The organism is Nonomuraea sp. ATR24 (assembly GCF_041950485.1).
Taxonomy (GTDB): domain Bacteria; phylum Actinomycetota; class Actinomycetes; order Streptosporangiales; family Streptosporangiaceae; genus Nonomuraea; species Nonomuraea ceibae.
The window spans coordinates 193,655-212,118 of the sequence record NZ_JBGNUU010000002.1 but is presented as its reverse complement, the minus strand read 5'-3'; the positions used below and the strand labels follow the sequence as shown (position 1 = coordinate 212,118).

Here is an 18,464-nt window from a genome sequence, read left to right as displayed (position 1 = left end):
CGTGCCCCGATCGGCCCCGCCCTCCTTCCAGAGTGCCGGATCGCGGGGCGGGTTTCGCTACCTGGCGCCAGGTAGGGCTAGACTTCGGCGAGGCTCAGGTGTGCCCAGCACCCCGAGTCCCCAGCCGTCAGCAGCCGCTGCATGAGGAGCCACTGAGTTGTCACGTCGCCTGTTCACCTCCGAGTCGGTCACCGAGGGCCACCCGGACAAGATCGCCGACCAGATCAGTGACGCGATTCTCGACACCATGCTCAAGGACGACCCGCGGAGCCGGGTCGCCGTCGAGACGATGATCACTACCGGCCAGGTTCACGTCGCAGGCGAGGTCACGACCGAGACCTACGTCGACATCCCCGGCGTCATCCGGGAGAAGATCCTGGAGATCGGCTACGACGCCTCCCACAAGGGCTTCGACGGCGCCTCGTGCGGCGTGTCGGTGTCCATCGGCGCGCAGTCGCCCGACATCGCCCAGGGCGTCGACGACGCCTACGAGCACCGCGTCGGCGGCGACGCCGACGAGCTCGACCGCCAGGGCGCCGGCGACCAGGGCCTCATGTTCGGCTACGCCTGCCGCGAGACCCCCGAGCTGATGCCGCTGCCCATCACGCTCGCCCACCGCCTCGCCCAGCGCCTGTCCGAGGTCCGCAAGTCCGGCACCGTGCCCTACCTGCGCCCCGACGGCAAGACCCAGGTCACCATCGAGTACGACGGCGACCGCCCGGTCCGCCTCGACACCGTGGTCGTCTCCACGCAGCACGCCGCCGAGATCGACCTCAAGGAGATGCTGACCCCCGACATCAAGGAGCACGTGGTCGACCCCGTGCTCGCCGGCCTCGAGATCGAGACCGAGGGCTACCGCCTGCTCGTCAACCCGACCGGGCGCTTCGAGATCGGCGGCCCCATGGGCGACGCCGGCCTCACCGGCCGCAAGATCATCATCGACACCTACGGCGGCATGGCCCGCCACGGCGGCGGCGCCTTCTCGGGCAAGGACCCGTCCAAGGTCGACCGCTCGGCCGCCTACGCCATGCGCTGGGTCGCCAAGAACGTCGTCGCGGCCGGCCTCGCCGACCGCTGCGAGGTCCAGGTCGCCTACGCCATCGGCAAGGCCCAGCCGGTCGGCCTGTTCGTCGAGTGCTTCGGCACCGAGAAGCTGCCGGTCGAGAAGATCCAGGCCGCCGTGCTCGAGGTCTTCGACCTCCGCCCGGCCGCGATCATCCGCGACCTCGATCTGCTGCGTCCTATTTACTCCGAGACCGCCGCCTACGGGCACTTCGGCCGCGAGGGCTTCTCCTGGGAGTCCACCGACCGCGCCGAGGCGCTCCGCACCGCCGCGGGCCTCTGACCTGACGCCGCCGATGCCGCGCCCCCAGGAGGGGGTGCGGCATCTTCGCGTGTCCCGGGGCGGCGTCGTCGCGCTTTCAGGACCGGGCGCCTCTCAAGGCCCGGGCGGCGTCCGTACGTGGCTGCTCGGGTGCTCGTGGACGGGGTGTCCTCCGGTGGCGGACCCCCTTCCGCGGCGTTCCCGGCGGCCGGTGGCGGGAGCGTCCGCGGGCGGGCGTGGGGCGGGGCCCAAGTCTGGTAGACGTAGTGGGTGACGACCTCCGACGACGCCCTCCTGCCGCTCGACGCCGTGCGGCCCGCGGCGTCGGCGAAGGGCGCCGTCGTGCCCGCCCCGGAGCTGCCGGTGGCCAAGGTGGCCGTGGACAACCCGCTGCCCCACCTCGACCGGCCGTTCGACTACCTGGTGCCCGCCTCGATGCACGAGAGCGCCCAGCCGGGGGTGCGGGTGCGGGTGCGGTTCGCCGGCAAGCTCGTCGACGGGTTCCTGCTGGAACGGGCCGACGAGAGCGAGCACGCCGGGCGGCTGACGCCCCTCGAACGCGTCGTCTCGCCCGAGCGGGTGCTCACCCCCGAGGTGGCCGGGCTCGCCAGGGCCGTGGCCGACCGCTACGCGGGCACCCTGGCCGACGTGCTGCGCCTGGCCGTCCCGCCCCGCCACGCCAGGACGGAGACGGCCACCCGGGCCGCCGCGGCCTCTGCGGAGCCCCCCAAGGCCCCCTCCGGCCCGGCGGAGCGCTCCACGCCCCCTGACCTCCCCTCCGTCCCGGCGGACCGCGTACGGCAGCCACCGACCGCGACAGCGGCCCTGCCGCCGGAGACCCCGACCTCCGAGCCTCCGAGCCCCGAGGCGGCGACCCCCGGGGCGGCGACCCCCGAGGCGGCGACCCCCGAGGCGGCGACCCCCGAGGCGGCGACCCCCGAGGCGGCGACGCCCGGGGCTGTGACCCCCAGGACCCCGAGCCCCGGGACCCCGAGCCCCGAGGCGGCAACCCCCGCCGGCCCGACGCCCGAGGGCCGGACGTCCGAGGCCCCGGCGTTCCCTGCCACGGGGCCCGAGACCCCCAGGTCCGAAGCCGCGACAGCCGACGCCGCGACGCCCGAGGTTCCGGCTTCCGCAGGCCGGACGTCCACGGCCCCGGCGTCCGCGAGCCCGGCGTCCCCGGCTGCGGCGTCCACGGCCCCGGCGTCCGAGACCCCCACGCCCGAGGATCCGCAGGGGGCGACCCCCGGGGGCACTCAGCAGGGCGGTCCGCCTCTCTCGAATGCCTCGCGCCAGGTCGGCGGGCCCGACCTCGGTGCCTCCCTTCAGGGCGGTGGCTCCCCGGACGAGACGGTTGCGGCTCGGGTCGGTGAGGGCGTGCCTCAGGGGGACGGCGCGGGGGGCGTCGGTGGGGTTCAGGACGGTGGCCGGGGGGAAGGCGCGGGCCGGGATCTCGGTGGGGCGTGGGGGGCGTACCCGATGGGGGCGTCGTTCCTGGACGCGTTGCGGCACGGGAGGGCGCCCAGGGCGGTGTGGTCGGCGCTGCCCGGGGCGCGGGGGTGGGCGGGCCCTGTCGCGGAGGCGGTGCGGGCGACGCTGGACGGCGGCCGGGGCGCGCTCGTGGTCGTGCCCGACGGGAAGGACGTGGCGCTGCTCGACGCCGAGCTGGACCGGATGCTGGGCGCCGGGCGGCATGTCGCGCTGACCGCCGACCTCGGCCCGGCCGAGCGCTACCGGCGGTGGCTGGCGGTGCTGCGCGGGCAGGTGCGGGCGGTCGTGGGGACGCGGGCGGCGATGTTCGCGCCCGTGGAGCGGCTGGGGCTGGTGGCGATCTGGGACGACGGCGACGACCTGCACGCCGAGCGGCTCGCGCCGTACCCGCACGCGCGGGAGGTGCTGGGGCTGAGGGCGCACCGGACCGGCGCGGCCATGCTGATCGGCGCCTACGCGCGCACCGCCGAGGCCACCCAGCTGCTCGCCTCCCGCTGGGCCAGGCCGATCGTGGCCGACCGCCAGACGATCAGGAGCCTCGCCCCGCACGTCCGCCCGGCGGGGGAGGACGCCGAGCTGGCCAAGGACCAGGCGGCGCGCGCGGCCCGGCTGCCCAGCGTGGCCTGGCGGGCGCTGCGCCAGGGGCTGGAGAGCGGGCCCGTCCTCGTGCAGGTGCCCAGGCGCGGCTACCTGCCGGCGCTGGCCTGTCGGCACTGCCGCGCCCCGGCGCGCTGCTCGCACCCGCCGACCCGCACGGGTCTCCCGGCCTCGACGGGGTCGGCGGCTCACGCGGGCGCGGCGGCGTACGCGGGCGCCCCCGGAGGGTTCGTGTCGCAGGGCCAGGGGGTTCTGGGCGGGCCCGGTGGGTCCGGGACAGCCGGCTCCTCGGCTCCCGACGCGGGCTCAGGGACCGCCGGCGTGGGGGAGGCGATGCGGCTCGCCGTGCCCGGGGACGCGGCGTACGAGGGTGAGGGGCGTACGGGCACGGCGTACGGGGGCGAGGGGCGTACGGGCACGGCGTACGGGGGTGAGGGGCGTGCGGGCGCTGGGGACGGGCTGTGCCGGGGGCCGCTGGCGCTCAGGGGCGGGCACGCGGCCCCGTACTGCCGCTGGTGCGGACGGGTGGACGCGGCGTGGAAGTGCGAGCACTGCGGGAGCCCGAGGCTGCGGGCGGTGGTCGTGGGCGCGCGGCGGACGGCGGAGGAACTGGGCCGGGCCTTCCCGTCGGTGCCGGTGCGCACGTCGGGGCGTGACGGGGTGCTGGCGAGCGTGCCGGGGAGCCGGGCGCTGGTCGTGGCGACGCCCGGGGCCGAGCCGGTGGCCGAGGGCGGCTACGCGGCGGTGGTGCTGCTCGACGGGTGGGCGCTGCTGGGCCGGGCGGACCTGCGGGCGGGGGAGGAGGCGGTGCGCCGGTGGATGAACGCCGCCGCGCTGGTGCGCCCGCGCGGTGAGCTGGTGGTGCTGGCCGACGCGGGGCTGCCGGCGGTGCAGGCGCTGCTGCGCTGGGACGCGGTCACGCACGCCGAGCGGGAGCTGGCCGAGCGGGTGGAGCTCGGGTTCCCGCCTGCGGTGCGGATGGCGACGCTCACGGGCACGGCGGCGGCGGTGCGGCAGATGGTGGCCGAGGCGCGCCTGCCCGCCGACGCGCAGGTGCTCGGGCCGGTGCCGATCGACGACTCGGGCCAGGAACGCGCCATGATCCGGGTGCCGCGCGGGAGCGGTGCGGCGCTGGCCGCGGCGCTCAAAGGGGCCAGTGGGGTGCGCGCGGCCAGAAAGACACCAGATGTCGTGAGGGTAAGTGTCGACCCGCTCGACCTGATTTAGGCCGTTTCCCCGATTCGCTCATCTGTAAGCCAGCCGTTAGCGTGCCCTCTGTGTCGATCGAATGGGTGAACCTGGCCATCGACGATCTGCGTGCTTGGGGGCGCGGGCGGGGCGTCGAGGTGGACGCGGACGAGATCCGCCTGCTCTGCGATTACGCCAGCGACTACCTGAACGTCAACGAGCTGGGCGACTTCGTCCCCGCCACGTTCGACGAACTGTTGCTGTCCATCTACCCGCGCAAGGTGATCGCGCCTCCGGAGAGCGCGCCGGAGACGGTGGCCGCCGCCCGCACGCTGGTCGACTACCTGCAGGAGTCGGGCGCGGTCAGCGGTGAGACGGCTGCGCTGATGCGTGAGCGGCTGAGCGACATCGCCACCCGGATGCCGGGGGCGCTGGCCGACACCGCCAACTTCGGCATGGCCAAGAGCCTGTTCAGCTCGATCGGGCCGGAGTCGCTGGAGCAGTCGATCGCCATCCCGTCGGGCGAGGTGCCCGACCTGGGGGAGGCGCCCTGCGACTGCCCCGGCTGCACGCCCAGGCCGGCCGTCCGGCTGCCCTCGCCCGAGGCGCTGGAGGCGGAGCTGCGCGACGTCCCGCTGCTGGCCGCGCTCGACCGGGGTGAGGTGCCCTACCTGAGCGAGGTGGCCGAGGGGGAGCCGCTGCCGCGCTGGGCGGCGGTCGTCGCCCACCTCGTCGAGCGTGACACCGGCGGCCAGGTCACCGGCCACCCGCAGGTCGACGAGGAGCTCTACGACCTGCTCGACATGCTCTACCGGCTCCAGTCGCCCGCGCCCGCCGCCGTGGCCGGCGACTACCTGGCCGACCTGGCCGAGGACACCGCCGTCGACGTGCCCGCCGTGCTGGAGCGGCTGGCCTGGTGCGGCCTGCTGCGCCTGGAGGACGGCACGGTCGCGCTCACCCCTGCCGCCGTGTGGGCGCTGCGCGAGCACTACCTCGCGCTCGGGCTCGACGCGCCGCAGGCTCCCGACCTGGCCGAGGCCGACGCGCGCGGGCTCATCGAGGGGCTGCTCGACGGCGTGCCGACCGAGCTGGCCGAGGACGACATCAGCCGCTGGCTGGCCGCCCGCCCGGCCGGCGAGGCCGCGGCCCAGTTGCTCGCCGCCGCCTCCGGCGCGCCCGCCGTGGCGCGCGGGATCGCGGTCACGATCGTGGACCGGCTCGGCGCCGAGGCCGCCGGCGAGGTGCGGCCCTGGCTCGACGACCAGGAGCTGCGCCCGCACGCCATCCACTGGCTCACCGCGCGCGGCCTGCCGGCCCCGGCGCTCAGCCAGGAGGAGCTGCTGTGGGTCAGCGTCGACATGCTCGCGCTGGCGACCCCGGCGGCCGCTGACGACCCCGAGATGTTCGCCGAGAACATCGCCGCCTCCGGCCCGCCGGCCCACCTCATCGAGGAGATGTGGCGGGTCGACCACCCCGACGTCGTCGAGGTCCTGGAGCTGCTCGGACGCTCGCTGCCCGACGGCACGGCGGCCAAGGCGGCCCGCAAGGCGGCGTTCAAGGCGCGCTCCCGGGGCATCCGATGAGTACGCCTCTGTGACTCCTGTGCAGTAAGTTTCGTGGGTGGCAAACAACGTCTTCGACCTCGCCGAGCTGCGCAAGCTGATCGATGAGCAGGCCGCCGTGCCGCCACGGCCGCCGCAGGAGAAGACCCCCGCGCAGCACGAGGCGCTCACGTTCCCGCCTGTCACGCTGGCCGGCGACGCCGAGCTCGCGCGGGTGGTCCCGACGGTCCCGCTCGTCGCCGACGCCATCCGCCTCGCCACCTGGACGGGCGAGCGCCCGGTGTCGCCGGACGGGCTGCTGCCGGAGGCCGACCGGGCGGCGGCCGTCGCCGCGCTCGGCCTGGCGCCGTCGCGGCTGCGGCTGGTCTGGATCGTCGCGGTCAACACCGGCCTGCTGCGCATCGCGCGCGGCCGGGCGTCGCGCGGCCCGCTGCCGGCGCGGCTGACGGTGGAGGCGACGCTGGAGTTCTGGGACGGCGTCGTCATGGACGTGCTCGACCGCGCCGACGAGGGCCTGACCGGCTCCACCGTGGTCGACGGCCACCTCGCCGAGATGCTCGCCACGATCTACTCCGTACGGTCCGGCGTCGCGATCGCCAACCTGGCCCGGGGCATCCTGCAGTCGCACGAGGTGGCCTGCGCGCCCGGCGACGCGGAGATGCGCAGGCTCGCCGCGGCGCTCCCGGCCGAGCTGCTGGAGGCGCTGTCGCTGCTGTCCTACTGCGGCCTGGTCGAGCAGACGTCGGCCGGGCGCACCGCGCTCACCCCGCTGGGCGTCTGGGCGATCCGCCGCGACCTGCTGCGCGAGGGCCACGACGCGCCCACGGCCGCCGAGGTCGAGGTGTTCGCCGACCTGTCGGCCGCCGAGCTGGTGGAGGCCCTGGTCAAGGGCTCGGCCACGCAGAGCGCCGTCGCCGGGTGGCTGGAGCGCCGCCCGCCCGAGGAGGCCGCCCGCGAGCTCATCGCGATCGCCGCGGAGGGCGACGCCGGCCGGCGCGGCGCGGTGGGCGCCGTCCTGGAGGAGCTCGGGCCCGAGGCCGAGGCCCCGATGCGCGAGGCGCTCGCCCTGCCGCTCATGCGCCGCTACGCCGCCTCCTGGCTGCACATCCGCGACCTTCAGGCGCCGCCGCTCAGCCCCGAGGACCACACCTGGATCGCGGTCGACTCGCTGGCCGCGCTCATGCACATGTCGGGGCCCGTCGCCGGCCGGCTCGACACGCCGGAGCCGGGCGAGGACCTGGTCAAGCTCATCACCGCGATGCCGGCCGTCGGCCACCCCGACACCGTGGCCGTCCTCGACATGCTCGCCGGCGCGCACGACGACCAGGCGGTCGTCAAGGCGGCGCGCAAAGCGGCGATGAAGGCGCGCTCCCTCGCGCACACTAAAATGGACTGATCCACCTACGAAACGGAGTGACCCCCTTGGCGATCCAGGCGATCCGGCTGTTCGGAGACCCGGTGCTGCGCACCCCGGCTGCGCCGGTGACCGACTTCGACAAGGAGCTCCGCAAGCTGGTCAAGGACCTCACCGACACGATGATGGACGCGCCGGGCGCCGGCCTGGCCGCGCCGCAGATCGGCGTGGGCCTGCGCGTGTTCACCTATTACGTCGACGACCAGCTCGGCCACCTGATCAACCCCGACCTCGACCTGTCCGACGACCTGGACGAGGAGGGCGAGGAGGGCTGCCTGTCGTTCCCCGGCCTGTCGTTCCCCACGCCGCGCGCCATCCGCGCCGTCGCCCGGGGCTTCAACATGCACGGCGAGCCGGTCACGCTGGAGGGCACCGACCTGATGGCGCGCTGCTTCCAGCACGAGACCGACCACCTCGACGGCATCCTGTTCATCGACCGGATGGACGCCAAGCAGCGCAAGCTCGCGATGAAGGCCATCCGCGAGGCCGAGTGGAGCGGCCTGGCGGCGCCCACGGTCAAGTTCTCCCCGCACGCCACCGGCGGAAAGGCGCTGTGACGATGCGCCTGGTCTTCGCGGGCACGCCCGAGACTGCGCTGCCGTCGCTGCGCACCCTGATCGACTCGCCCCGCCACGAGGTGGCCGCCGTCGTCACCCGGCCCGACGCCCAGTCCGGCCGGGGCCGCAAGGTCCACCCGTCGCCGGTGGCCGAGCTGGCCGAGGAGGCGGGCATCGAGGTGCTGCGGCCCGCCAAGGCCGGCGACCCTGAGTTCCTGGAGCGGCTGCGGGAGCTGGAGCCCGACTGCTGCCCCGTGGTCGCCTACGGCGCGCTGCTGCCCCAGTCGGCGCTCGACGTGCCCCGCCACGGCTGGATCAACCTGCACTTCTCGATCCTGCCCGCGTGGCGCGGCGCCGCCCCCGTGCAGCACGCCGTCCTGCACGGCGACGAGATCACCGGCGCGACCACGTTCCGGATCGTCAAGGAGCTCGACGCCGGGCCCGTCTACGGCGTCGTCACCGAGGAGATCCGCGCCGGTGACACCAGCGGCGCGCTGCTGGAGCGGCTGTCGGTGTCCGGGGCCGGGCTGCTGGCCGCGACGCTCGACGGCGTCGAGGACGGCACCCTGGAGGCCCGCCTGCAGCCGCACGACGGAGTGACCCTCGCCCCCAAGATCAGCGTGACCGACGCCCGGGTCGACTGGGCCAAGCCCGCCCTGCACGCCGACCGGCTCATCCGCGGCTGCACCCCCAACCCGGGGGCGTGGAGCGAGTTCCGCGGGCAGCGGGTCAAGCTCGGCCCCGTCCGGCTCGCCGAGGCCGCCGAGCGGCTCGCGCCCGGCGAGATCCTCGTCGCGGGCAAGAACACGGTGCTGGTCGGCACCGCCACCGGCCCGGTCGAGCTGGGCGAGGTCCAGCCGCAGGGCAAGCGGCTGATGAGCGCGGGCGAGTGGGCCCGCGGCACCCGCCCGGAGAGCGGCGAGCGGTTTGGGTGAGCACGCCGGCCGGCCCGCGCGGCCGCGCCGCGAGGGAAAGCCGGAAAGCATGACAGCACGGGGGAACCGGCCGCACGGCGACAGCCGCGGCGGCCAGCCGACCGGCCGCGGCGGCGGCCGTGGCGGGGGCGGGGGGCGGCGGCCGCCGCGCGACCAGGCGCGCAACGCCGCCTACGACGTGCTGCGCGCCGTCGACGAGCGCGACTCCTACGCCAACCTGCTGCTGCCCCGCATGCTGCGCGAGCGCGGCATCGGCGGGCGCGACGCGGCGCTGGCCACCGAGCTGGCCTACGGCACGCTGCGCGGCCTCGGCACGTACGACGCGATCATCGAGGTGTGCAGCGACCGCGCGCCCGACCCGGAGGTGCGTGACGCGCTGCGGCTCGGCGCGCACCAGCTGCTGAAGATGCGCGTCCCGCCGCACGCGGCCGTCGGCACCACCGTCGATCTCGTACGGCTGCGCGTCGGCCCGGGGGCGGCCAAGTTCGCCAACGCCGTCGCGCGCAAGATCGCGTCCAGGTCGCTGGAGGAGTGGGTGCCGATCGTGGCGCCCGACGCCGGCGACGACCCGGCCGGGCACCTGGCCGTGGCGCACAGCCATCCCCGGTGGATCGTCAGCGCGTTCCGCGACGCGCTCGGCCCCGCCGCGCACGAGACCGCCGACCTGCTCGACGCCGACAACGCGCGGCCGCTGGTGACGCTGGTGGCCAGACCGGGCCGCAGCTCGGTCGAGGAGCTGCGGGAGTCGGGGGCCGAGCCGGGCCGCTACTCGCCTTACGCCGCCTACCTGTCCGAGGGCGACCCGGGCCGGATCGAGGCCGTCCACGACACGCGGGCGGCGGTCCAGGACGAGGCGAGCCAGCTCGTCGCGCTGGCCCTCACCCGGGTGCCGCTCGACGGCGGCGAGGAGCTGTGGCTCGACCTGTGCGCCGGGCCGGGCGGCAAGGCGGGTCTGCTCGACGCGATCGCCCGTCACGGCGACGTCGAAGGCACCGAGGCCGGCGGCGCGGTGATGCCGCACCCGGGCGGGGCCCGGCTGCTGGCCGGTGACGTGCAGTATCACCGGGCGCGGCTCGTCTGGGAGACGACCAGGGACGCCGCGGTGATCACCGCTGACGGCACCGAGCCCGCGTGGCGGCCCGGGGTGTTCGACCGGGTGATGCTCGACGCTCCCTGCACGGGGCTCGGCGCGCTGCGGCGCCGCCCGGAGGCGCGGTGGCGGCGCGACCCGGCGAGCATCGCGGAGCTGGGCAGGCTGCAGCGGCGGCTGCTGGGCACCGCGCTCGACGCGGTGCGTCCCGGCGGGGTCGTCGCGTACGTGACGTGCTCGCCGCACCTGGCGGAGACGCGGGTGGTCGTGGGCGACGTCGCAGGCGGCAGGGACGACGTGGAGACGCTCGACGCGCGCGCCTACCTGCCGGAGGTGGGCGGGCTCGGCGACGGGCCGTACGCGCAGTTCTGGCCGCACCGGCACGGCACCGACGCGATGTTCCTGGCGCTGCTGCGCCGGGCGGGGTGAGCTGCCCCGCCGGGCGCGGGGCGGGCGGTCCGGCCGGGCGGGGCGTGGCTAGACTCTGACCATCATGGCCGTACAGATCTCGCCCAGCATCCTGTCCGCCGACTTCGCCCGGCTCGCCGACGAGGCGGCCGCCGTGCCGAACGCCGACTGGCTGCACGTGGATGTCATGGACAACCACTTCGTGCCCAACCTGACCCTCGGGCTGCCCGTGGTCGAGTCGCTGCTCAAGGCGACCTCGCTGCCGCTCGACTGCCACCTCATGATCGAGGACCCCGATCGGTGGGCCCCCGGCTACGCCGAGGCGGGGGCGGGGAGCGTGACCATCCACGCGGAGGCGTCCTCGGCGCCGGTGCGGACGCTGCGGGAGATCCGCTCGCTCGGCGCCCGCGCGGGGCTGGCGCTCAACCCGGCCACGGCGGTGGAGCCGTACGAGGATCTCGTCGGCGAGGTCGACATGCTGCTGCTGATGACGGTGGAGCCGGGGTTCGGGGGGCAGAAGTTCCTCGACATGGTGCTGCCGAAGGTGCGGCGGGCGCGGTCGATCATCGAGCGGCACGGCGGGCAGGTGTGGCTGCAGGTCGACGGCGGGGTGTCCGAGAGCACGATCGAGCGGTGCGCGGAGGCGGGCGCCGACGTGTTCGTGGCGGGCAACGCCGTCTACGGCTCCGCCGACCGGGTCGCGGCCGTCGACTCCCTGCGTTCGCTGGCGGCGGGCGCCGCCTCGTAGGACCGCGAGACGCCGACGGCCGGGCGGCACGCAGTGTGCCGCCCGGCCGTCGATCAGCGGGTGTCAGGCCTGGAGGGCCGGGTCGAGGACGATGTCCTCGCCGCGGACGCCGGGCTCCTCGGGGAAGTGGCAGGCGGTCAGGTGGCCGTCGCGGTTGCCCGACAGCTGCACCAGCGGCGGCTCCTCCGTGGCGCACTTGTCCTGCGCCTTCCAGCAGCGGGTGCGGAAGCGGCAGCCCGTCGGCGGGTTGATGGGGGAGGGCACGTCGCCCGCCAGGCGGATGCGCTCGCGCGGCGGCGCCCCGAGGTCGGCCTCCGGCACGGCCGACAGCAGGGCGTGCGTGTAGGGGTGGCGGGGGCGCTCGTAGAGGGAGTCGCGGTCGGCGATCTCCACCACCTTGCCCAGGTACATCACGGCGACCCGCTGCGAGAAGTGCCGCACCACGGCCAGGTCGTGCGCGATGAACAGGAACGCGATGCCCAGGTCGCGCTGGAGCTGCTGCAGCAGGTTGATGACCTGCGCCTGGATCGAGACGTCCAGCGCGGAGACCGGCTCGTCGGCGATGATCAGCTTGGGGTTGAGCGCGAGCGCGCGGGCCACGCCGATGCGCTGGCGCTGGCCGCCGGAGAACTCGTGCGGGAAGCGGTTGTAGTGCTCGGGGTTGAGCCCGACGATCTCCAGCAGCTCCCGGGCCTTGGCCTCGCGGCCGCCCTCCGGGTTGATGTCGTTGATGTCCATCGGGCCGCGGATGATCGAGCCGACCGTGTGCCGCGGGTTCAGCGACGAGTAGGGGTCCTGGAAGATCATCTGGATCTCGGACCTGATCGGCTTGAGCTCGCGCCGGTTGGCGTGGCTGATGTCCCGCCCCCGGTAGCTGATGGTGCCGCCGGTCGGCTCCAGCAGCCGGGCGGCCAGCCGCCCGGTGGTGGACTTGCCGCAGCCGGACTCGCCCACCAGGCCGAGCGTCTCACCCTCGTGCACGGTCAGGTCGATGCCGTCCACCGCGTGGACCGCGCCGATCTGCCGCTTGATCAGCGAGCCGCCTCTGACGGGGAAGTGCTTCACCACGCCGGACAGCTCCAGCAGCTTCTCCGTCACGACGCCTCCTTACCGGGTAGTCTCCTGAGTTCGGCCTTCTGCTTGATCGGCAGATAGCAGGCGTCGCCGTGGCCGCGGTGCGGCGACAGCTCGGGCCGCTCACCCGTGCACACGCCCGGCCCGAGCAGCTTCGCATAGTCGCAGCGCGGGTGGAACGGGCAGCCGGGCGGGACGTTGATCAGGCTGGGCGGGGTGCCGCGCACGGGTTCGAGCGGCACGTCCACCGGGTGGGTCAGGCTGGGCATCGAGCCGAGCAGCCCCCACGTGTAGGGGTGGCGGGTCTCGCGCAGCACCTCCTGCTTGGTGCCCCGTTCGACGGCGCGGCCGGCGTACATGACGAGCACGTCGTGCGCGGTGCTGGCCACCACGCCGAGGTCGTGCGTGATCATGATGATCGCGGTGCCGGTCTGCTCCTGGAGGTCGCGCAGCAGGTCGAGGATCTGCGCCTGGACGGTCACGTCCAGCGCGGTGGTCGGCTCGTCGGCGATGAGCAGGCCGGGGTCGCACACCAGCGCCATGGCGATCATGGCGCGCTGGCGCATGCCGCCGGAGAACTGGTGGGGATACTCGTCGACGCGGATCTTGGGCTGCGGGATGCCGACCCGGTCGAGCATCTCGATGGCCCGGTCGCGCGCCACCGACTTGGAGACGCCCTTGTGCTTGCGGTAGACCTCGGCGATCTGCTGGCCGACCGTGTGGAACGGCGACAGCGAGGTCAGCGGGTCCTGGAAGATCATCGCCATCTTGTTGCCGCGGAGCTTCTCCAGCTCGCGCTGCGGCGCGCCGATCAGTTCGCGGCCGTCGAGCTTGATGCTGCCCGAGAGCTTGGCGGTGTCGGGGTTGTGCAGGCCGAGGATGGCCAGGTTCGTCACCGACTTGCCCGAGCCGGACTCGCCCACGATGCCGAGGGTGCTGCCCCGGTCGACCTCGAACGACAGCCCGTCGACGGCGTGCACGACGCCGTCCTCGGTGTGGAAGTCGACGGTGAGGTCGTTGACTTCGAGAAACATCAGCTCAGCCTCACGCGGGGGTCGATGACGGCGTACAGGGAGTCCACGATCACGTTCATCACCACGATCGCACCCGCCGCGAGCAGGACCGTGGCCATCAGCGTCGGCAGGTCGGAGTAGTCCACCGCGCGGACGGCGAGGCGGCCGATGCCCTGGAGGCCGAACGTGGTCTCGGTGATGATCGCGCCGCCGATGAGCGTGCCGAGGTCGACGCCGAAGATCGTGATCACGGGCGTCAGCGCGCCGCGCAGGGCGAAGCGCAGCACCACGCTGCGGCCCGACATGCCCTTGGCGCGGGCGGTGCGCACGTAGTCCTCGTTCAGGTTCTCCACCATGGTGGAGCGGGTGATCCTGGTGTAGTTCGCGGTGAAGATGAGCGCGAGCACCAGCCAGGGCAGCAGCAGGCCGCTGAACCAGCCGACGGGATCCTCGGTGATCGGTATGTACTTCGGCTGCCGGAAGACCTGCATCTGGTAGACGAAGAAGTACATGGCCAGGGTGCCGACGAAGTAGATCTGCACCGAGGCGCCGATCAGCGACGAGACGCTGGCGATCTTGTCGAGGGGCTTGCCCTGACGCAGCGCGGCGACGATGCCGGTGGCCACGCCGAAGATCAGGAAGATCACCGCGGCGCCGATGGTCAGCGCGATCGTGACGGGCATCCGGTCGATGATCGTCTCGAACACCGGGGCGCGGTTGACGAACGAGAAGCCCAGGCAGGGAGCCGGGCAGTGACCGAGGCCCCCGTAGTCGCGGCCGACGAAGATGCCCGCGAGCCAGCTGACGAACTGGACCATGAGCGGCTTGTCGATGCCGAGGTTCTGCCGGGCCTGCTCAAGCGTCTCGGGCGGGCAGACCTTGCCGCAGGCCAGCCGGGCCGGGTCGGCGGGGATCGCGTAGAACAGGAAGAAGGTCACCGCTGAGATGATCAGCAGGATGACCAGCGCGCCCAGTACGCGGCGGGTGAGGAATCGAAGCACGGGATGATCTCCAAGAGGGTGCTCCGGGCACCCGGTCGGGCGCCCGGAGCGGTGTCGCTACGGCTTCACGAAGATGGTGTTCGGCGAGACGATCCACATCTGCGGGTCGATCTCGGCGCCGCCCACCTTGGAGCCGTGGAGCGTGGTGGCGATCCGGTTCTCGGCCACGACCAGCGGCGTGTACTTCTCCTGGATCTCCTTGTCGAGCGCCATCCACGCGGCGTTGGCCGCGTCGATGTCGGGGTTCTCGGAGATCTCCTTCATCTTCGCCGTGAGCTCCGGCGTGTTCAGGTGCGACATGTTCTGGCCGCCGTCGGAGACCGGGCCGAAGATGATCGGCATGACGGTCGAGCCGGACGGCCAGTCGGCGCCCCAGCCGCCCCAGTACAGGTCGAACTCGTTCTTGGTCTGGCTGATCGAGTCGTAGTACGTCTTGCGGTCCAGCGGCTTGGCCACGACCTTGATGCCGGCCTTCTCCAGGGCGTTCTTGATCACGACGGTGACCTGCTCCTGGACCGGGGTCTGGTTGTAGGCGTAGACGATCGTCGGGTTCGGGTTGTCCGACTCGGCGATGAGCTGCTTGGCCTTCTCGATGTCACCCTCGGGCTTGGTGGTCTTGCCGAACAGGTCGTACGGCTTGTAACCGACCGTGGTGTTCTCGTTCAGGATGGTCGTCGGCAGAGCCGCGGCCTGCGGGCCGCCGATGGTCTGCTGGATCTGCTTGGACGGCCAGGCGTAGTTGACGGCCTGACGCAGCTTCTGGTCCTTCACCCGGTCGAGGTTGAAGTAGTAGTAGTTGCCGTACGGCGAGGGGCTGACCATGCGTCGGTCGGCCAGGCTCGCGTCGTTCAGCACCTGCTGGAGCCGCTCCGGCGGGACGGCCGCGTAGAAGGTGAACGCCTGCTGGTCAGGACCGACGTCGGCGATGAACCGGTCGGTGATCTGCAGGGCCTCCTGGCCGAACTCGAGCTTCCACACGTCCGGGTACGCGCCGCGGATCGGGTCGGTGGCCGGGTCCCAGTGCGGGTTGCGGGCCAGCTCCATCGACTTGTCGACGACGTGCGACTTGATGATGTACGGGCCGGAGGAGAAGGGCTCCTTGTCGTACTTCTCCTTGGTGTCCTTGGCCTTGGGCACGATGGCGTAGCCGCCCATGGCGAAGGCGTAGTTGGCGTCGGCGTGCGGCGCCTTGAACTTGAAGACGATCGTCTTGTCGTCCGGCGTCTCGATGTTCTCGAGCTGCTTGCCGTCGTACGGGCCGGAGTAGGCCTTCTTGTAGTCGTCCTGGGTCAGCCACTGCTGGATGTAGCTGGGGCCGAAGGTGATGAAGTCGGCGAACGACCGCTCGATCGTCCACCGCACGTCGGCGGAGGTGATCGCGCTGCCGTCCTGCCACTTCACCCCGTCCTTGAGGGTGAAGGTCCACGTCTTGCCGCCGTCGGAGACCTGGCCGGCGTCGGTGGCGAGGTCGCCCACGAGCTTGTACTCGCCCTTGGCGGTCCGCTTGTAGCCGGTGAGGCCGCGGTGGATGAGCAGGCCGAAGTTGGTGGCCGTGTTGACGTAGCTCTGCGCGGGGTCGAGGTGGGCGAAGTCGTCACGGTCGATCATCGTGACGGTGCCGCCCTTGACGACGCCCTCGGGGGCGATGGCCGGGCCCTTGGAGTCCTCGGCGGTGCCGAGGGTGATCACCGCGGGCTTGTACGGCTCCTGCGCCGGGGCCGAGGAACCGGCGGTGGGCGCGCCCGCCGGGGCGCCCTGGTTCCCCGGCGCGCAGGCGCCGACCAGGGTCAGCGTCGCGGCGGCGAGCACCGCGAGAGCCGACCGTCTACGGTAGTTCATTTCTCTCCTCTAACGCTTGATCTTGGGGTCGAAGGCGTCGCGGACGGAGTCGCCGAGCAGGTTGAAGGCGACCACGAAGATCAACAGGGCGACGCCGGGGAAGATGAGGTACGTGATGTCGTTCTGGTACACCTGCGTGGCCCGCAGGAACATGCGGCCCCAGTCGGGGACGAGCTCGCCCATGCCGACGCCCAGGAACGACAGGCCCGCCTCCGCCGTCACCATGGCCGGGAGCAGGAGGGTCGACTGGATGAGGATCGGCGTCCACAGGTTGGGCAGCAGCTCCTTGAACACGATGCGGCCGGGGGAGGCGCCGGTGACCCTGGCCGCCTCCACGTACTCGCGCTCACGCATCGACAGCACGTAGCCGCGCAGCAGCCGGGCCAGGCCGGCCCAGCCGAACGCCGAGAGCATGATGGTGAGCGTCACCGCCCGCAGCCACACCGGGGTCTCCTCGTCCGCCGGGACCAGCAGGCTCTCCACCACGGGGGTGAACGCGATGATGAAGATGGTCTGCGGGAACGACAGCGTGAGGTCGATGAGGCGGCCGACGAAGTAGTCGGTCTTGCCGCCCGCGTAGCCGGCCACGATGCCGACGACGATGCCGAGCGTGGTGGTGATGAGCGTGGCGGCCACGGCGATCCCGAGCGAGGTGCGGATGCCGTACACGAGCTGCATGAACACGTCGCGGCCGAGGCTGGGTTCGAGGCCGAACCAGAACTCGGAGCTGATGCCGCCGTTCGGCTGGATCGGGTAGCCGTAGTCGTTGAGCAGCCCCGGCATGTCCTGGCCGTACAGCGTGTACGGGTCCTTGCCGTAGACCATCGAGATCACGGGGGCCAGGAGGGCGACCAGGAAGAAGAAGATCACGATGATCGCCGAGATGACGCCGGTGCGGTCGCGCTTGAAGCGCATCCACATGAGCTGGCCGGGTGAACGGCCCACAGCACCGGAAGTCTCGGTCACGGACGTCGCGTCGATCGCGTCTTCTGTGGACGTCGGTGTCGTCATCTGGTCGGGGCTCCCCATGCACGTACAAGATTCCGGAAATTCCGGGCCATCGAGCACGTTCTCAAGGATCCTTGCGCAGCGCAATGACCTGCAGGGATTTCGCTGCGTAATCACGGATTTGCGACACAATCTTGAAAACATTGTGACATGTCGGCATCTGGGGGGTAAGCAGTTGCTTATGGAGGATCACGGACTGTTCGGCCCCGGATCCGTGACGTGGCGGGTCATGGGGGAGCCGATCCTGCTGGTCGGCGGATTCCGCGCGCTGCTCATGCAGGGCCTGCACCCGCGCACGATGCGCGGCGTGCTGCAGAACTCCGCCCTCATGGACCCCGACGAGGCGTGGGCGCGCTTCGCGCGCACGACCGAGTTCGTCCGCGTGCGCACGTACGGCACCCGCGCGGAGGTCGAGCGGGCCGGACGCCGGGTGCGCGGCATCCACGCCCGGCTGGACGCCTACGACCCCGACGCCGGCGTCCGCTACCGCCTCGACGAGCCCGAGGGGCTGCGCTGGGTGCACGTCGGCGAGGTCGACTCCTACCTGTCGGTCGCCCGCCGGGCCGGGGTGCGCCTGACCGACGCCGAGGCCGACACGTTCGTGGCCGAGTGGCGGCGCGCCGCCGAGGTCGTCGGCCTCGACCCGGACACCGTCCCCGGCACGGTCGCCGAGCTGAACGCCTACATCGACGAGCGGCGGCCCGGCCTCAGGTTCGTGCCCGAGGCCGCCCACCCGCTCGGGCTCTCGCTGCGCACGCCGCTGCCCCCGCCGCTCACCGCGCTGCGCCCGGTGCTGCCCGCCGTGACGTTCCTGGCCTTCGCCACGCTGCCGCGCTGGGCCAGACGGCTGTACGGCCTGCCCGCCACGCCGGTCGGCGACCTGTGGGCCACCGCCACCCTGCGCGCCCTGCACACCGGGCTCGGCCTCGTCCCGGCCAGGGTCCGCTACGCCCCGGACGCCAAGCGCGCCCGCCGTCTCACCGCCGCGTGACGTCAGGCGGAGTAGGGGTCGCATGTCGCTTTTCGGGCATGGCAAACTGGTAGGAGAACAGAGCTAGCGTGCTCCGGGGTCGGTGAAAGTCCGAACCGGCGGTGACAGTCCGCGACCCGGCCGATGCCATCGGCCGGTTGACCCGGTGAAATTCCGGGACCGACGGTGAAAGTCCGGATGGGAGGAAGCGCGCGGGTGCCCGGTTTTCGTCGCCGGGCGCCACC

General features: G+C 73.0%; 14 protein-coding genes and 1 riboswitch. Of the genes, 9 read left to right on the top strand and 5 right to left on the bottom strand.

Annotated elements, in window-relative coordinates; genetic code table 11:
- Positions 1-157: 157 nt before the first annotated feature.
- The 8 genes from metK (at position 158) to rpe (ending at position 11,314) form a co-directional block, all read left to right on the top strand.
- Positions 158-1,345: a methionine adenosyltransferase gene (gene metK / locus ACBI99_RS04830; RefSeq protein WP_219507240.1), complete on the top strand. Its 1,188-nt coding sequence runs from the start codon at positions 158-160 to the stop codon at positions 1,343-1,345.
- Positions 1,346-1,594: 249 nt separating this feature from the next.
- Positions 1,595-4,639 carry a hypothetical protein gene (locus ACBI99_RS04825; protein WP_375071744.1) on the top strand — a complete coding sequence of 1,015 codons (3,045 nt, stop codon included), beginning with the start codon at positions 1,595-1,597 and terminating at the stop codon, positions 4,637-4,639.
- A gap of 50 nt (positions 4,640-4,689) precedes the next feature.
- The gene (locus tag ACBI99_RS04820; RefSeq protein ID WP_357586573.1) at positions 4,690-6,183 is read left to right on the top strand and encodes a hypothetical protein; all 1,494 of its coding nucleotides are present in this window, start codon (positions 4,690-4,692) and stop codon (positions 6,181-6,183) included.
- A 37-nt stretch (positions 6,184-6,220) separates the two neighbouring features.
- Positions 6,221-7,558 carry a hypothetical protein gene (locus tag ACBI99_RS04815; protein ID WP_375071743.1) on the top strand — a complete coding sequence of 446 codons (1,338 nt, stop codon included), beginning with the start codon at positions 6,221-6,223 and terminating at the stop codon, positions 7,556-7,558.
- 26 nt (positions 7,559-7,584) lie between these two features.
- The gene (gene def / locus ACBI99_RS04810) at positions 7,585-8,133 is read left to right on the top strand and encodes a peptide deformylase (RefSeq protein ID WP_219507245.1); all 549 of its coding nucleotides are present in this window, start codon (positions 7,585-7,587) and stop codon (positions 8,131-8,133) included.
- Between the two features lie 2 nt (positions 8,134-8,135).
- Positions 8,136-9,068, top strand: coding sequence for a methionyl-tRNA formyltransferase (gene fmt, locus ACBI99_RS04805; RefSeq protein WP_375071742.1), 933 nt, complete (start codon positions 8,136-8,138; stop codon positions 9,066-9,068).
- A gap of 49 nt (positions 9,069-9,117) precedes the next feature.
- A complete protein-coding gene (locus tag ACBI99_RS04800; protein WP_375071741.1) occupies positions 9,118-10,587 on the top strand; it encodes an RsmB/NOP family class I SAM-dependent RNA methyltransferase in 1,470 nt (489 codons plus the stop codon).
- 64 nt (positions 10,588-10,651) lie between these two features.
- Positions 10,652-11,314, top strand: coding sequence for a ribulose-phosphate 3-epimerase (rpe, locus tag ACBI99_RS04795; RefSeq protein ID WP_357586579.1), 663 nt, complete (start codon positions 10,652-10,654; stop codon positions 11,312-11,314).
- Positions 11,315-11,377: 63 nt separating this feature from the next.
- On the opposite strand, the gene ACBI99_RS04790 is transcribed toward rpe, so the two are convergent.
- Genes ACBI99_RS04790 through ACBI99_RS04770 form a run of 5 tightly spaced genes read right to left on the bottom strand, consistent with a single transcriptional unit; the run spans position 11,378 to position 17,252 of the window.
- Positions 11,378-12,412 carry an ABC transporter ATP-binding protein gene (locus ACBI99_RS04790; protein ID WP_219507250.1) on the bottom strand — a complete coding sequence of 345 codons (1,035 nt, stop codon included), beginning with the start codon at positions 12,410-12,412 and terminating at the stop codon, positions 11,378-11,380.
- Positions 12,409-13,422, bottom strand: coding sequence for an ABC transporter ATP-binding protein (locus tag ACBI99_RS04785; RefSeq protein WP_219507251.1), 1,014 nt, complete (start codon positions 13,420-13,422; stop codon positions 12,409-12,411). The genes ACBI99_RS04790 and ACBI99_RS04785 overlap by 4 nt, the downstream gene beginning before the upstream one ends.
- Positions 13,422-14,402 (bottom strand): ABC transporter permease, encoded by a 981-nt coding sequence (locus ACBI99_RS04780; protein WP_219507252.1) that lies wholly within the window; start codon positions 14,400-14,402, stop codon positions 13,422-13,424. The genes ACBI99_RS04785 and ACBI99_RS04780 overlap by 1 nt, the downstream gene beginning before the upstream one ends.
- A 57-nt stretch (positions 14,403-14,459) precedes the next feature.
- Complete coding sequence (locus ACBI99_RS04775; RefSeq protein ID WP_219507253.1) at positions 14,460-16,241, bottom strand: ABC transporter substrate-binding protein; 1,782 nt, start codon at positions 16,239-16,241, stop codon at positions 14,460-14,462.
- Positions 16,242-16,250: 9 nt separating this feature from the next.
- A complete protein-coding gene (locus ACBI99_RS04770; RefSeq protein WP_219507254.1) occupies positions 16,251-17,252 on the bottom strand; it encodes an ABC transporter permease in 1,002 nt (333 codons plus the stop codon).
- A 178-nt stretch (positions 17,253-17,430) separates the two neighbouring features.
- Between ACBI99_RS04770 and ACBI99_RS04765 the strand changes: the two genes are divergently transcribed.
- The gene (locus ACBI99_RS04765; protein ID WP_364172325.1) at positions 17,431-18,240 is read left to right on the top strand and encodes an oxygenase MpaB family protein; all 810 of its coding nucleotides are present in this window, start codon (positions 17,431-17,433) and stop codon (positions 18,238-18,240) included.
- Between the two features lie 64 nt (positions 18,241-18,304).
- Positions 18,305-18,435, top strand: a riboswitch (FMN riboswitch).
- Positions 18,436-18,464: the final 29 nt, after the last annotated feature.